General features: G+C 45.9%; 17 protein-coding genes. 9 read left to right on the top strand and 8 right to left on the bottom strand.

Going from position 1 to position 14,084, the window contains the following annotated elements:
* Window positions 1-46 precede the first annotated feature (46 nt).
* Both ACIFSR_RS05480 and ACIFSR_RS05475 read left to right on the top strand, forming a co-directional pair.
* Window positions 47-1,174, top strand: a complete 1,128-nt coding sequence (locus tag ACIFSR_RS05480; RefSeq protein WP_430055587.1) for a DNA alkylation repair protein — start codon at window positions 47-49, stop codon at window positions 1,172-1,174.
* A complete protein-coding gene (locus tag ACIFSR_RS05475; protein WP_430055585.1) occupies window positions 1,171-2,238 on the top strand; it encodes an FUSC family protein in 1,068 nt (355 codons plus the stop codon). The genes ACIFSR_RS05480 and ACIFSR_RS05475 overlap by 4 nt, the downstream gene beginning before the upstream one ends.
* A 111-nt stretch (window positions 2,239-2,349) precedes the next feature.
* Here the strand turns inward: ACIFSR_RS05475 and ACIFSR_RS05470 are convergent, their stop codons facing one another.
* From ACIFSR_RS05470 to ACIFSR_RS05445, 6 genes are all read right to left on the bottom strand, one after another.
* Window positions 2,350-2,649 (bottom strand): transposase, encoded by a 300-nt coding sequence (locus tag ACIFSR_RS05470; protein ID WP_339206509.1) that lies wholly within the window; start codon window positions 2,647-2,649, stop codon window positions 2,350-2,352.
* A 25-nt stretch (window positions 2,650-2,674) separates the two neighbouring features.
* The gene (locus ACIFSR_RS05465) at window positions 2,675-2,818 is read right to left on the bottom strand and encodes a hypothetical protein (protein ID WP_179089810.1); all 144 of its coding nucleotides are present in this window, start codon (window positions 2,816-2,818) and stop codon (window positions 2,675-2,677) included.
* 121 nt (window positions 2,819-2,939) lie between these two features.
* Window positions 2,940-3,317 (bottom strand): zinc ribbon domain-containing protein, encoded by a 378-nt coding sequence (locus ACIFSR_RS05460; protein WP_339206511.1) that lies wholly within the window; start codon window positions 3,315-3,317, stop codon window positions 2,940-2,942.
* A gap of 11 nt (window positions 3,318-3,328) precedes the next feature.
* The gene (locus tag ACIFSR_RS05455) at window positions 3,329-3,937 is read right to left on the bottom strand and encodes a TVP38/TMEM64 family protein (RefSeq protein ID WP_076268400.1); all 609 of its coding nucleotides are present in this window, start codon (window positions 3,935-3,937) and stop codon (window positions 3,329-3,331) included.
* A 15-nt stretch (window positions 3,938-3,952) separates the two neighbouring features.
* Entirely contained in the window at window positions 3,953-5,146 is a 1,194-nt protein-coding gene (locus tag ACIFSR_RS05450) for an MFS transporter (protein ID WP_430055581.1), read from the bottom strand.
* A gap of 18 nt (window positions 5,147-5,164) precedes the next feature.
* Window positions 5,165-6,328, bottom strand: coding sequence for an MGDG synthase family glycosyltransferase (locus ACIFSR_RS05445; RefSeq protein WP_430055578.1), 1,164 nt, complete (start codon window positions 6,326-6,328; stop codon window positions 5,165-5,167).
* Window positions 6,329-6,461: 133 nt separating this feature from the next.
* Here ACIFSR_RS05445 and ACIFSR_RS05440 point away from each other — a divergent pair, with 133 nt between their 5' ends.
* Window positions 6,462-7,439, top strand: coding sequence for an aldo/keto reductase (locus ACIFSR_RS05440; protein ID WP_430055576.1), 978 nt, complete (start codon window positions 6,462-6,464; stop codon window positions 7,437-7,439).
* A gap of 59 nt (window positions 7,440-7,498) precedes the next feature.
* On the opposite strand, the gene ilvA is transcribed toward ACIFSR_RS05440, so the two are convergent.
* Window positions 7,499-8,767: a threonine ammonia-lyase IlvA gene (gene ilvA / locus ACIFSR_RS05435; RefSeq protein WP_076268397.1), complete on the bottom strand. Its 1,269-nt coding sequence runs from the start codon at window positions 8,765-8,767 to the stop codon at window positions 7,499-7,501.
* A gap of 122 nt (window positions 8,768-8,889) precedes the next feature.
* Here ilvA and ACIFSR_RS05430 point away from each other — a divergent pair, with 122 nt between their 5' ends.
* Window positions 8,890-9,480, top strand: a complete 591-nt coding sequence (locus ACIFSR_RS05430; RefSeq protein ID WP_430055573.1) for a hypothetical protein — start codon at window positions 8,890-8,892, stop codon at window positions 9,478-9,480.
* A 77-nt stretch (window positions 9,481-9,557) separates the two neighbouring features.
* Here ACIFSR_RS05430 and ACIFSR_RS05425 read toward each other — a convergent pair whose 3' ends face one another.
* Entirely contained in the window at window positions 9,558-10,223 is a 666-nt protein-coding gene (locus ACIFSR_RS05425) for an exosporium glycoprotein BclB-related protein (protein ID WP_430055572.1), read from the bottom strand.
* Between the two features lie 373 nt (window positions 10,224-10,596).
* On the opposite strand from ACIFSR_RS05425, the gene ACIFSR_RS05420 reads away from it, so the two are divergent.
* From ACIFSR_RS05420 to ACIFSR_RS05400, 5 genes are all read left to right on the top strand, one after another.
* Window positions 10,597-11,397 (top strand): hypothetical protein, encoded by an 801-nt coding sequence (locus tag ACIFSR_RS05420; RefSeq protein ID WP_430055570.1) that lies wholly within the window; start codon window positions 10,597-10,599, stop codon window positions 11,395-11,397.
* 30 nt (window positions 11,398-11,427) lie between these two features.
* Window positions 11,428-11,880, top strand: a complete 453-nt coding sequence (locus ACIFSR_RS05415; protein WP_430055567.1) for a flavodoxin — start codon at window positions 11,428-11,430, stop codon at window positions 11,878-11,880.
* 25 nt (window positions 11,881-11,905) lie between these two features.
* Window positions 11,906-12,619, top strand: a complete 714-nt coding sequence (locus ACIFSR_RS05410; protein WP_430055565.1) for a hypothetical protein — start codon at window positions 11,906-11,908, stop codon at window positions 12,617-12,619.
* Between the two features lie 207 nt (window positions 12,620-12,826).
* Window positions 12,827-13,036, top strand: coding sequence for a hypothetical protein (locus ACIFSR_RS05405; protein ID WP_339206524.1), 210 nt, complete (start codon window positions 12,827-12,829; stop codon window positions 13,034-13,036).
* A gap of 57 nt (window positions 13,037-13,093) precedes the next feature.
* Complete coding sequence (locus ACIFSR_RS05400) at window positions 13,094-13,945, top strand: AraC family transcriptional regulator (RefSeq protein WP_076268619.1); 852 nt, start codon at window positions 13,094-13,096, stop codon at window positions 13,943-13,945.
* The last annotated feature ends 139 nt before the right edge of the window (window positions 13,946-14,084 follow it).

Below are 14,084 nucleotides of genomic sequence, written 5' to 3'. Positions count from 1 at the left end.
GATCGAATCGGTTTTTTCGGTATAATAACTGGAGGAGGGGATTAATTTGGCAGAACCGCTTAAGGCTATGTACGATGGATTATTTTTGGAGAAATTTGCGGGTTTGCTGAAGTCAGCATGGAGTCCTTTTGACGCCGTTCTTTTCGCAGAGCGAGTAAGGGATGGTGACTGGGAGCAATTAGAGTTAAAGGCTCGAACTCGAAAAATAACAGAAGCGCTGGGTGCTGCATTACCGCAGGCATATGATGAAGCGCTGGCTGTTTTATATCAAATAGATGAAAAATGCACAGGGCTGCCTTTTATCATATTTCCAGACTTCGTCGAGGTGTTTGGACTGGAGCCGCAAAACTGGGAGCTGTCACTGGACGCGCTGGAGCGCTTTACGAAATATTCGACCTCAGAATTTGCAATAAGAGCATTCATTCTTGCTGACCCACAGCGTATGGCTCAGCAAATGCTTATATGGGCAGATCATCCGAATGAGCACGTAAGGCGGCTCGCGAGCGAAGGCATAAGACCGCGCCTGCCATGGGCGCAGGCGCTGCCGCTCTTTAAGCGAGACCCATCGCCGATTGTTCCGATTTTGGAGAAGCTGAAATGTGATGATTCACTTTATGTGCGCAAGAGCGTAGCTAACAACTTGAATGATATTGCGAAAGATCATCCCGAACTCGTCATATCGCTTGCGCAGGCCTGGATCGGCAATGATGCGAAGACGGATTGGATCATTCGTCATGGCTGCCGTACGCTGATAAAGCAATCAAGCCCGCAGATCATGGAATTGTTTGGGTACGCGAAGCATGCGTCTGCAGAAGAAGAGGAACAACCGCTTGTTGCTTTTGCTGCAATCGAGGTAGATCCAGAGACGGTTGCTATTGGCGGTGAGGTATCTATACGCTATCGTGTACAGCTGCGTGAGGGTGAGCCGGCCAAGCTGCGTATCGAATATGGAATTGCATTCGTGAAGTCTGGAGGCAAAACTTCATTGAAACGTTTCCTGCTATCGGATCGCGAGTATGCTGGAGGAGCGTCAGCTTCAAGTGTTCGCACTCATCGTTTTGCTGATTTAACGACACGCAAGCATTATAGCGGGCTTCATCTTGTGACGCTTTGGGTAAATGGAAGAGAGGTGGCTTCAGCCGAACTTCTGGTGACGGAGGCAGAATCAACATGACGATTGGTGCAAGGGTTTTAAAAACGGGGATGGCTGTTGCATTAGCGATTTATTTGAGCAGCTTGTTCGGCTTCACTTCCCCGCTTATTGCTGCCGTGGCAGCTATATTTACGATTCAGCCTTCTATTTACCGCTCATGGCAGCGTGTAGCGGATCAAGTGCAAACGAATCTGCTTGGTGCTGTAATGGCGATTGTAGCCGTTCGGTTATTCGGTCATACGCCGATTGCGGCAGGTCTTGTATGTATTCTTGTCATTCTCATTAGCATTCGCTTGAAGATGGAGAGCACGATTAGTCTGACGCTGGTTACGGTCGTTGCCATTATGGAAGCGAATGGACAAGGCTGGGACGTGGCTATTGGAAGATTTTTAATGGTGCTAACGGGTATCGGGGCTTCATTTGCTGTTAACGTGCTCGTATTTCCTCCACGGCCAAGGAAGCAATTTACCGAACAGGTTCATCATGCCTATTCACAGCTTTCTCTGCTGCTTCGCACAGCCATTTCGAATGAGATGAAGGAGCAAGTTTTCCGCCAAGAGAAGGACAAGCTTCACGATACGCTGCATAAGCTGGAGGAACGCCACACCGTATTCGAAGAGGAGCGCAAAGTGCTTGCGAAGACGAAGACAAGCCATGCCCGTCAGCTGCTTGTATCGAAACAAATGATTAAGTCTCTGCAAAAAGGGGCTGATCTGCTCGATGTGGTGGAGGAGCATTATTTTTCCTCCCAAAGTGCCAGTGAGTGGGCGCTGCGCTTCGATCGGCAAATTGAGGATTTATCGAAGTATCACGAGCACATTTTGTTGAAAGCCGAAGGGAAAATGAAGCCTAATGCGCTGATTGAGCCTGAGGAAGAACGAGAAGCGAGGTTTGTGAAGGAATTGACAGCGTATATTTTGGAAGATCCGGATGAGCATAAGCGACTCGTCTTTGTCGCTTCGGCATTGTTCGAATACGCCTACCATTTGCGGCGACTGGAGAAGCTGCTCGATCAGGTGACGCAGCGCGAGGAAAACGCGAAGCGCTGTGCTGAAGAGGCCGAGAATGGATCGAAGTCATCATAAACAGATTAAGCTGGTTAATGTAGCAAATAAAACAAAAACAGCAGGTTAGAACGCCGCTTAAGAGCGTTCTTGCCTGCTGTTTTTCTGCTTATATTACAGCATGCTCAATGTTTACTGATCATCGTCAGTTTTGTTGCTGCCTTCATGACGCCTTGGATGCTGCATATGAGCCTCTGGGTTATTATCATCATCATGCGGCACCAGCCTCGGATCAGTATGCCCCTCATGATGATTATTGAAGAAGAGCTCAACGAGCTGCCACTCGGTTGTTCCGAGCATCGGATCTGCTGGGAATACGTCTCCTCGTTCCAGCTGCTCTTCACGTCCCCATTCATTGCGGTAGGTGCCTTTTACTTCAACAGGCTCACCAGATAGGGGATTCATCTCATTATGGTTATTATCATTGCTCATATGGTGTCAACCAACCTTCCTGTCCTTATAATCCGTGCTTCGGCACAGCTGAACGATCGGCATCTGACTGCAGTTCGCTCGCTGACGATTTGCTGGCTAGATTGCGGTCTGCTCGGGATTGCGCCTTGCTTGCTGCCTTCTGTTGATCGGATGGCTGTTTGCCTGACATGTGGTCACCCTCCTCGAGAATCTTATTGTTTTTTCATTTTCTTATCTTCAGAAGAAGATCCTCAACAGTGTGCCACAAAAGGATGAAATGTATGAGTACTAGGTGGAAGAACAGGAGCAATCTATAATAACTGGAGTCCGCATGAGGGGCAAACCGAATCACGTTCAGTGACGATCTCATCGCAAGCGGGACAGGGTTCGGAAAAGGGTGCTTTAGCAGCAGCAGCATGTATGAGCTCGCCTTTGCCTTCTTTTATGGCGGAGGATTGTTCGGGATTCGGACGGAGATGGGCAGGCGTTCCGAAGATCGTCTCCACCATCTCTTTAATGTCCTTAAATTTATCTGAGTCATCTGTAACAATTCGAATGAACATAAACATGCCAGCGAGCAAAGCAAATGCAATGACCAGCACGATCGTCGTTGCCAAAGCATCAAACCATGTGAGGAGAGGGAGAGGCGTATGTACAGGCAAACTAGCCAAGATGGTCCATGAAAACATACTCCATCACCTCACCCATTCAGCTGATAGCGGGATTCGAGACGTTTGCCCCCGAACCACATGACCAGAACAGCAGTAATCGAGACGAATATACGCCAAGGCTCATTGACTAAATTGCCAATATCGAAGCTAATCAAGGAAATGCAAAATATCATAACTGCCTTCCCAAGCAGTGTAGCGAGCATAAAAGTAGGAAATGGCACCTTGCTAAGCCCGGATACGACAGTTATGACAACTGAAGGAGTAAAAGGGAAGCAAGCCAGCAAGAATAGCGGCGTGAAGCCGCGGCGTTCAACCCAATTGAAGAACCGCTGCGACTTTGGAAATCTTCGCTCTAGTTTCCCTTTCACATTGCGTCCGAGCTTTCGACTGATCCAAAATACGCAGAAGGCACCAGCGCTTACACCGATCCATGAAAAAAGAAATCCAAAGCCGAGGCCGTAAATGTTGGCATTAGCCGCAATGATAAGAATTAATGGGAGGAAAGGGAGAAACGATTCAAGCATGGGAAGCAAAATGCCGGGAAAAGGCCCCCATTGCGAATAGCTTTCCAATGTCCATTGGATTGAATCGAGATCCAAGTGTTTTAAGTATTCAAGCCAGTTGCGCCAATCATCCATAGATCTAACCCCGTTCTACTTGTTTGTAGCTTTTTCATTTGTAGCGATTGCCGGAAATGGGAACCATAAATAAAATAAACCAATCAATCCAAAGAGGATTGCGCTTGTCCAAAAAACGGATGCTTCTCCGTTCCAAGCAGCGATTAAGCCGCCAGCAGCTGGACCGATCATAACGCCAATGCCTTCAAAAGTGGATAATACGCCCCAGCCAAGCCCTTCTTGATTAGGTGGAACATAGGCAGCGAGCAGCGCATTCCAAACAGGCAAAATAGCAGAATAGGATAATCCAAGAGCAGCCGCTATTAGTAAACAATACCAGAACGAAAGTCCTGATGCCAGCATATATAAACCAAATGCAAACGCTCCAAATCCAGTCACGAGAAACCATTTTTTATTAACCAGCTTATCGGCAAGTTTCCCCATGGGGATGAGTCCACCTGCAGCAAAAAGTCCTCCGGCCGTTAAAAGAATGGAGTACTGCGTACCTGAGATACCCAGCTCCTGATTCGCAAAACTTGGTAAAATGGGAACGAGCATGCTTGCGCCTGTCGTCTGCAATATCATCCCCGGCAGAAGCATCTTCATATGGCCGAGTCGTTCCTTCAGAATGACGAGCTGCTTTTGAAATGGCATGCGGTTTGATGCAGCAGCCCTTTCTTTGCTCATGAAAAGCGTTAATACGCATGCAGCCACAGACATGCTGACAAGCAGCTTGTACGTAAAAGATACGCTGTAATCGAGCAGAATATTACATACGATCGGGCCGCTTCCTAGTCCCACCATCCAAATGGTGTATAGTGTTCCCATTTGGGTTGCACGCTGCTGATCGGTTACTTTCGTTAAGCATACGATCCAGATCGGTGACATTCCGATGCCATATAGTGCGGCTGCACCAATGAACATCCATGGCAGCTCGGAGAATTGCAGCAAATATATGCCGATCAGCGAAATAATTAAACCTGCTTGAACGACGATACGAGTTGAGAAACGATCGAGCAAATAACCAATAGCCATTTTGAGCAGCGTATCGGTTAAATAGTGAGCTGAAATCGCAGCGCCGATAACATCAGGTGATAGGCCTAATGTTTTTGCCCCAAAAATAGGCAGCAAACTAACAAGAACAGCACCTCTTACAAACTCCACAACAAACAAAATAACGGAGATAAGCCGCATCTCCGCTCCAAACCAACTTTTCTGATTTGTAATCACGGGCAAGCCCCTTATCCATTATAAAGTGATTGCTTTCTCCATTATACGCAAGTTGGATAAAATATCCAAAACGATGCTGTCGGCTGCGGTTTGTGAGGCTTGAAGCTGTTTAGTGGATTGTCTGCTATTAGTAAGACGTAATGGATCATGAACGAGTTTCAAAATTTGTTCCGTCAGCTCATTCACCTCATAGGCAACGACAGCTGCGCCTTTGGACTTAAGATACAATGCATTTTGTTTTTCTTGTCCAGGAACTGGCTTGTAGATGAATATGGGCAGCTCGGCAGCGATCGCTTCTGATAATGTAACGCCGCCTGGCTTAGTGATGAGGCAATTAGATATAGCCATAAGCTCGTGAATAGACTCAATAAACCCGTACACCTGCAGGCGAGAAGCTCCTTCATGTGCTTGAAATTGTTGCTCAATAATATTTTTCATAAACAGATTACGTCCACATACGAGCGCGACCTGAACCTCAGCGTTTTGCAGCAAGCTGCTGCAAATTTGCGATACATCAGGCAAAACGCCCTGCGCTCCCGCCATGATTAGGACGATAGGTTGATTAGGATTTAGTTTATATCTATCGTAGAGCTCGCTTGAGGCGACTGTTGCACAGAATCCGCGTTTGAGCGGAATGCCGCTCACTTGAATTGCCCTCTCCGGTATTCCCAGCGATGAAAGCTCTAATCGGAGATCCTCAGTAGCGACATAATAGCGGTCGACGCTTGGATGAACCCAGCGCCTGTGAAGATCAAAATCGGTAATGACAGCATAGGAGGGAGGATGAACGCTTTTACGTTTCTTAAGCTTCGGCAGAGCAAAGCTGGGGAAAGTATGCACGACGATATCCGGCTGCTCGACTGCAAGAATACGCCTAATTTTTTCTGTACCAAAGGAATGAAGAAGCCCGCCAAATAATGAATCATGCTTCATTAGCCTTGTGAAATCATACACCCAGCCATATAGCGAGGGCATATGCGTATAGCTCTTTAAGTAAAAGCGCTTGGCAAACTCATTTATCCAAGGGTGAGATTCCGCCATGAGATCGACCATTACCGTGCGATAATTGCCGTGCTCCTCCCAAGCGCTCTTAATCGCGCGAGCAACCTGAAGATGGCCTTCTCCATATGAAGCGTACAAAATTAACAATTTCGGCTGCGGTTTTTCCTCGAAACGTATCATAGACACACCTCCTGCCGTTAGTGTAACGAACATTTGTTATGCGATTGTGAACGGTGTTTGGTTACTTTGTGTATTTTTAGTATAATGAATACGCAATCCATCCTATTTCAAAATTGAAGGAGCGATGATTAGAGTGCAATACACGAAACTAGGAAGATCTGGACTTCGAGTCAGCCGTTTATGTCTGGGCACAATGAATTTTGGCGTGGACACAGACGAGAAGGAATCATTTCGTATATTAGACGCAGCTCTAGATGCAGGCATTAATTTTATCGATACCGCTAACATTTACGGTTGGGGCGAGAACGCAGGCCGTACAGAAGAAATAATTGGAAAATGGTTCAAGCAGGGCGACGGACGCCGTGAACGTACGGTGCTGGCTACAAAAGTATACGGCGACATGCATGATAATCATGACGGTCCGAACCGTGAAGCGGGACTATCCGCATATAAAATTCGCAGACATTTGGAAGGTTCGCTTAAGCGTCTTCAAACGGATCATATCGAGCTGTACCAAATGCATCATGTGGATCGCAGTGCAAATTGGAATGAGCTTTGGGGAGCATTCGAAACAGCAGTAAACCAAGGCAAGGTTGGCTACATAGGCTCAAGTAATTTTGCCGGCTGGGATATTGCAGTTGCGCAAGGCGAAGCGAAGGCAAGAGGATCGATCGGTCTTGTATCTGAGCAGCACAAATATAATTTGTTATGCCGTTTGCCGGAACTGGAAGTCTTGCCAGCTTCGAAGGAATTAGGACTTGGCGTTATTCCGTGGAGTCCGCTTGACGGCGGCTTGCTTGCAGGCAATCATCGTCGTAAAGACGGAGGCCGCCGCAGCGGAGATTCGAAACGATTGGAGCAGCATCGTGATCAATTAGATGCCTATGCTGCATTTTGTGACGAGCTTGGCGAGCCTGAGGATCTGGTTTCACTCGCATGGCTGCTTGCGAATCCGGCAGTAACGGCTCCGATTATCGGTGTCCGCACGCTGGATCAATTCGAGCGCTCGCTTCGCGCAGTTGAAATCTCATTAGATGAATCTGCACTGAAACGTATTGATGAAATATTCCCTGGTCCTGGCGGAGATGCACCGCGCGCTTACGCCTGGTAATGACAAACGCCCCGTATCCATTCATGGATACGGGGCGTATCTTATTCACATCATGTCGATCAAATCAACAAGTTAAACAAAACAGGGTCCTTGTTCAGCTCAAGAAATTGAAAGCCCTTCTTGCTCATGCGAGCAACGAGCGGATCGTAATCCTCACGGTGTGTAAGCTCGATGCCGACGAGTGCCGGACCGTTGTCTTTGTTTGATTTTTTGGTGTACTCGAATCGTGTAATATCATCATTAGGACCAAGCACGCTGTCGAGAAATTCACGTAGCGCTCCTGCGCGCTGCGGGAAGCTGACCATAAAGTAATGCTTGTAGCCCTCATAGATGAGAGAACGTTCTTTGATTTCCTGCATCCGATCGACATCATTATTGCCGCCGCTAACGACACAGACGACCGTCTTGCCTTGAATTTGATCACGATATGCTTCTAGCGCAGCGATGGGCAGTGCGCCAGCCGGCTCGGCTACGATGGCATTCTCATTATACAAATCGAGCATCGTCGTACACACTTTGCCTTCAGGCACGGAAATAACATCGTCAAGCAGGTCTCTGCATAGCTCAAATGATAAATCACCGATACGTTTAACAGCTGCGCCATCGACGAATTTCTCAATTTGATCAAGGGTAACGACTTCACCTGCATCAAGCGATGCTCTTAGTGATTGCGCGCCTTCCGGCTCCACGCCAATTACCTTTGTTGTCGGTGAGACGATTTTTACATAAGATGAGACGCCGGCTGCAAGCCCGCCACCGCCGACGGTCACGAATACGAAGTCAGGAACGGTATCCGCGGCTTCCATTAATTCTTGTCCTACCGTTCCGTTTCCTGCGATGATTTTGGGATCGTCAAAGGGGTGTACGAAGGCCAGGCCATTGCGATTGCTCTCTGCGACTGCTTCGGCATAAGCATCGTCAAAGGTGTCTCCTGTGAGGATGACTTCTACTTGCGATCCGCCAAAAAAGTTAACCTGCGTCACCTTCTGGCGAGGAGTTGTGCTGGGCATGTATATTTTGCCGGGGATGCCGAGTGTTTGGCACGAGTAGGCTACGCCTTGCGCATGGTTGCCGGCGCTGGCGCAAACCACCCCTTTAGCGAGCGTTTCTGGTGACAGAGAACGCATCATATGGTACGCTCCGCGTATTTTGAAGGAACGAACGATTTGCAGGTCCTCTCGTTTTAGAAGAACATGACATCCAAACCGCTCGGACAGCACACGGTTATGTTGAAGTGGTGTTCGTGTAATGATATCCTTTAAGTGCATTTGAGCTTGAACGATTTCTTCAAGCCCAATACGATGCAGCGGTATAGGATTTGTGTTCATAGGTGACCATCCTCTCGGCATTTTTTTGATCAACAGTAAAAATGATTGGATTCATTATAGCACTATCATTATGAGTTGGCGTAATAGAAATCGTTTATCTGTATAGCAAGGAGAGGATTCACATGGGAAAAACCTTAAAAAGACTTCTAATGAGCTTCATTGTTATTCTTTTGCTGCTTGGCGGCGCACTATGGTGGTTTCTGTTGTACATTGCACCGGATGAGCCGCTGGACATGAGCTATGCGCCGATTGATGTGAAAGAGAAGGCACTGGATATGGTCAAAAAGATGAAGCTGGAGCTCGTCCTCACGGAATCCGATATTAACCATTTGATCAAAATGAATATGAAAGACGAGCTTGCCATCAGCAGACCAGAATCCACTCATCAAGAAATTGCGAAGGCTATTCATCTGGACGGGGCAAACTTTGACCTCGAAGAGAACAGGCTGATCGCACAAATGAATATTACCTATAAGAACAAAATCCCTGCAAGACTGGATGCGGTATATTCACTGGACTGGGAGTCTCCAAACATTATTCTTAAACCCCAATCGCTCTCTGTCAAAGCTATTCAGCTGCCGCTAAGTATGCTAGAAACGATCGTCATTCCGCTAGATTTGCCGGCGCAGGATGTTGTAACGGTGAGAGATGTACAGTTCGAGAATAATCAGATAAAAATTCGTTTCAAGCTCCAAATTCAATTAAAGCTGTAATGAACGATGAATCTTGGAAAAGAAAACGACAGATTAAGGACGAATCCTTAAACTGTCGTTTTTCATAATTTCGTTTTTTAAGAGATGCCTAATCCAGCGCTAGCATAGCCAGCTACAACATTGACAAGTGATACACCAGTAGCTGTAGCAGAGAAGACAAGAAGAAGGCGTGTTCCAGCAGTAACAGGAATAGATAAACCTGGAGTAATGCCGCTGCTAATAGTACCTAGAGCCAGAACACCGGTAAGTGGAGGAGCTAATGTTACAACAGCGCCTGGAACTGCAGTAAACGAATTGTTTGGTGTCGTTGACTGGTAAAGCTGGGCAGTAATAGTTACTGTAGAGTCGACAAGTGAAAGCGCTACTGTTGTACTGAAGTAAGCTGCAAGAGAAGAGATCGTACCATTGCGCGGCACAGAGAAAGCAAAGTTGAGAAGTGTTCCTGCAGCGCCTGTGAGGTCGATTATTCCACCAAGAATACTAACGCCTATAGCGGAGGAACCTGCAGGCCCTGTTGCACCTGTAGGACCAGCTATTCCTTGAGGTCCTTGTGGACCTTGTGGTCCTCTTCTGCCTTTGTGGCCTTCTTCTCCTCGCTCAGCTACGACTTTAACTCTTTGAGATATAATTTTTTTCTTAACAACAATTATTTTGTCATCGTGTTTCTTCCTTCTTGGACTGCAGCCTGCAGTCGGTTTTCTGACACAACGCTTCTTATAATAATAATGACTCAGCGAAAACACCTACTTGTTAGATGCCTTATTATACGGCTGTACTCTATCTATTGATTGGGTATCTATCTGCTATGGTCATAGTCCTTCAACTATATTTGCGGAAATGTGTGTTTGTATGGGATGGATGATCAACTACTAAATGATAGAGAAGTAGAAAAGAATGAATGAAGAATAAATGAAGAACAGGATTGACATTATTATTGAGAATGGTTATCATGTATACGAAAGTGATAATCATTATCACTATGTGGTGTTGTTCTTTTACTACTGCCATGAAAGAGTTTGGATAGACATCCCCAATAACACCTTATAAGAAACGAAACATATTGCATTATTAGTGAATAGATAACGATATAACGATTATTTTTTAGGAGTGAGAGACATGCAGACTGAAACGAGCAAGCCTTGGAATTGGCTGCTCTTTCCCTTCTCGTCCGTTAAAGCAGGAGCTGATAGCTTGTATGCCGCTTCAGTCGGTCACGGGATTTACCAAATCGATACTGAAGGAGAATGGAGGAAGCTTGATCAAGGCATGGAAGACCAGACTAATGTAAACCGGCTGCAATTGCAGCATGATTTGCTGCATGCCTGCTCAAGCAGCGGCTTATATGAATGGAACGGAGAAGCATGGGTCAATGATGGCATATTGATTCCTAGTTATCAGTATCGCAAGATTGGTGGAAGCAGCTACGTTGCAACGGAATATGGGCTTTGGTCCAAAGCCAGCTCCAAATGGGAGCAAATAGCATGCCAAGATAAACGTGTATATGATTTTATGAATTTGCCTCAATATTTGATTATTTCGCATGAGAGCGGCATCTCTTTATATGATCGTTTTATGGATGATTGGGCTCATTTTGAGCTGGGTGCAAGTGTAACAAGCTTAGCAGTGTTCAGAGGCCACTTAATTGGAACGAGCGATCAAGGCGAGCTGTTTATTGGCGATAAAAAGGGAAGATTTGACCGGATAAGATTCGGTAAACGTTATATTTTTTCTGTGCAGGCGAAGGGCAATGAGGTTTATGTATGTACGGATCGCGGATTATTCCAGCTTACTTATTTATGTAATCAAGTAACTCTACTATCCGTTAAACTTGGTTATCCTGTAACAGATATTGATATGCAAGATGGAAATCTTTATCTCGCTACGCTTTTCCAAGGCATTCAAACGATAGATGTCTAACGACAAAAAATAGAAAGCGGAGGAAAAAAGATGCCCAAAATACTTGTGGTGTATGCTAGCATGACCGGAAATACAGAAGAAATGGCCGAGGCGATAGTAGAAGGCGCTAAGGAAGCGGGTGCCGAGGTTGTTTCTAAAGAGGCCTTCGATGCCACCGCAGATGAGCTGAATCATTATGACGCGATTATTATAGGCGCGTACACATGGGGAGACGGTGAGCTTCCGGATGAATTTCTCGACTTCTTCGAAGAAATGGATGGACTTGATCTTAGCGGCAAGAAAGCAGCCGTATTTGGCTCAGGTGATACATCATACCCAATCTATTGCGGCGCTGTAGATACAATTGAAGCGAAGCTGAAGGAGCTCGGCGCAGAAATTGCGGGAGAGTGCATTAAATTTGAATATAACGCGTCGGAAGAAGAGAAAGAGCATGGAAGAAGATTAGGACGCCAAATTGCGGGTCTTGTAGCGGTAGCCGGATAGTGGAACAAGAAAGGCGGACTTTGTAATGGAGCAGTTGCCAGCGATTTTGAGAGTTGAAGACTATAAGCTAGAAGAGCTGCTGCGTTGCCCCGAACGGTTCGCTCGAAGAAAGTCCGGTCGCAAGCAGGAAAGTGATGTGAATTGGCGGCAGCTTGTTCAATATGCAGCCAGCCACACGGTAAACGACTTTTATCGTCAGTCCAAAGAGACACGCGGAGTAGAAACGATACATACTTCCGTTGAGACTTGGTGGACGAATCGCAATTATAAATTTCATTCCGACGAGCATTTCTTGCAAATGAAGCAAACGATTAAGGAGCATTTGGCAGCCTTCTTGCTTGGAGGTGGAGCACCGAGTATGCCGATTATATTTTATGAGCAAATGACGGCTTATATAGAGGAGCTCGATTTGGAGATTTCACAAATCTTTCATTTGGTTTCTGCCGAGCAAGAGGCTTCGATTGATCATTATATTGTTCAAAAGCTAGCGGTAGACACAGATGAAGATGCTCTTAATCTATATTTTCATATGACATCGGTATTTTGTATGAGCGCATTCGCGAAGCTCCCTGACCGAATCGAAGTGTTCTCCCTTTTAAGCGGTAAGCAGGTCGTGTTCGTGCCTGACGAGCAATCGCTTGAGCTTTCTTATGATTATATGTTTTTGGTCAAAAGCTTGCTGCCGGACATAGATTTCTTTAAGGTTAATCCGGGCTCGGATGTACAGCTGGTGATGTGAAATTGCTGCTGAAAATAATACAAAATTTGCAAATCCCCCAAGTCATTTCCGGAAGCGGAATGGTGGGGGATTTCTTTTGTTGTAGACAAATGAAATGGTTTTCAAGTAACATGAGCAGTAGTCATTTTTTGCACATTTACACATGATTATTAATTGTGAAGTTTATTTTACTATGAAAAAGTAAGCGTATGCTTTTTGAGGCAAGTTTTGCTAGGTAAATTGAGCATAGGCGGATGGCAGGCTTTGCTATGCAAAACTGGATTAATGCTTATGAAGAGAGTTTTGCTGAGCAAAAACTGGATTAATGTTTATGAAGAGGGTTTTGCTGAGCAAAGCAAAGCTTATGAGTACGAAGAAAGTTTTGCTATGCAAAACAAAGCTCATGCTTACGAAGAAAGTTATGCTGCGCAAAACTAAGCTAGTGCTTACGAAGTAAGTTTTGCTATGCAAAACTTTAGAAGGAGAGAGATTAGGTTGTCAGAGGAGCTATTACTAACGTTTCGTTCACCACCATTGCCATTTTTCATAGAATCCAACCGTTTGGTTTATCGTGCGGGCGAGGAGCATCCGAATCGGACGAACCTCGGCGTATTTGATTTGTTGTATGTGAACAAGGGTGCACTGCATGTAGCAGAGGATAATCGCAGATGGACGCTCGGTCCTGGAGATGTGCTTATTTTAAGGCCGGACCGCTGGCATTATTCTACACGTCCATGCGAGGAAGAGACTGTGTTTGATTGGATTCATTTTCAAACAGTAGGCGCTTGGGAGGAGACGGTAGGCAATCAAAGTGGATCGCTTAGAGGGGATTACTACACTTATGCCATTCGTCTGCCTAAACAAATGAAGCTTACCTACACGGATGAAGCGAGTCTTATTTTCTCGCAATTGCATGAGGCTTCCAAAGGCTCGTCACATGGCGCGTTCTGGGATCGGCAGCAGCGGTTTCTGCATTTGCTTCAAATGCTGGACGAAGGCTGGCGCTCGGATGCAGCTAAAGCTGCCGTATCGGTAGCAGAGCGTGCGGCTGCGTACTTAAAGCTGAATTATCGTTCACCAATCAGCAACACGATGCTGAGTGATGTGCTTCAATTACATACGAATTATATTACTCGCTGCATGAGTGAGGTTTTTGATTGTACGCCGCAGCAATATTTGCTTTATTATAGACTCGATCAAGCAAAGCTGCTGCTTATTAAGACAGATTGGACGATTGCAAAAGTAGCAGAGGAAACGGGATTCCGGCAGACGCCGCATTTCTCAAGGCTGTTTGCATCCCATACGGGAATGCCCCCTCTTAAATTCCGAAAAAGATTTACGATGTAGACGGGCGGATTTTGAAGAGTAGAGGAACTATTTTCGGAAAGCTGTTGTTTAGGTCTTTCTAATTTTCTGACTATAAACGTTGCATAAATATCGCGACTTTAACAAAAACTGGATTCAACAACGTGTAAAGGGTGGTCGC

Source organism: Paenibacillus sp. NRS-1760 (assembly GCF_050467785.1).
Lineage (GTDB): Bacteria > Bacillota > Bacilli > Paenibacillales > Paenibacillaceae > Pristimantibacillus.
Note: the sequence above shows the minus strand (reverse complement) of the source record. Positions and strands in the feature narration are given on the sequence as shown.

What these genes read in the sequence shown, in the direction of transcription:
- ACIFSR_RS05475 (WP_430055585.1), top strand. Translation starts at nt 1,171, where the DNA reads ATGACGATTGGTGCAAGGGTTTTAAAAACGGGGATGGCTGTTGCATTA.
- ACIFSR_RS05470 (WP_339206509.1), bottom strand. Translation starts at nt 2,649, where the DNA reads ATGAGCAATGATAATAACCATAATGAGATGAATCCCCTATCTGGTGAG.
- ACIFSR_RS05465 (WP_179089810.1), bottom strand. Translation starts at nt 2,818, where the DNA reads ATGTCAGGCAAACAGCCATCCGATCAACAGAAGGCAGCAAGCAAGGCG.
- ACIFSR_RS05460 (WP_339206511.1), bottom strand. Translation starts at nt 3,317, where the DNA reads ATGTTTTCATGGACCATCTTGGCTAGTTTGCCTGTACATACGCCTCTC.
- ACIFSR_RS05455 (WP_076268400.1), bottom strand. Translation starts at nt 3,937, where the DNA reads ATGGATGATTGGCGCAACTGGCTTGAATACTTAAAACACTTGGATCTC.
- ACIFSR_RS05445 (WP_430055578.1), bottom strand. Translation starts at nt 6,328, where the DNA reads ATGATACGTTTCGAGGAAAAACCGCAGCCGAAATTGTTAATTTTGTAC.
- ilvA (WP_076268397.1), bottom strand. Translation starts at nt 8,767, where the DNA reads ATGAACACAAATCCTATACCGCTGCATCGTATTGGGCTTGAAGAAATC.
- ACIFSR_RS05430 (WP_430055573.1), top strand. Translation starts at nt 8,890, where the DNA reads ATGGGAAAAACCTTAAAAAGACTTCTAATGAGCTTCATTGTTATTCTT.
- ACIFSR_RS05420 (WP_430055570.1), top strand. Translation starts at nt 10,597, where the DNA reads ATGCAGACTGAAACGAGCAAGCCTTGGAATTGGCTGCTCTTTCCCTTC.
- ACIFSR_RS05415 (WP_430055567.1), top strand. Translation starts at nt 11,428, where the DNA reads ATGCCCAAAATACTTGTGGTGTATGCTAGCATGACCGGAAATACAGAA.
- ACIFSR_RS05410 (WP_430055565.1), top strand. Translation starts at nt 11,906, where the DNA reads ATGGAGCAGTTGCCAGCGATTTTGAGAGTTGAAGACTATAAGCTAGAA.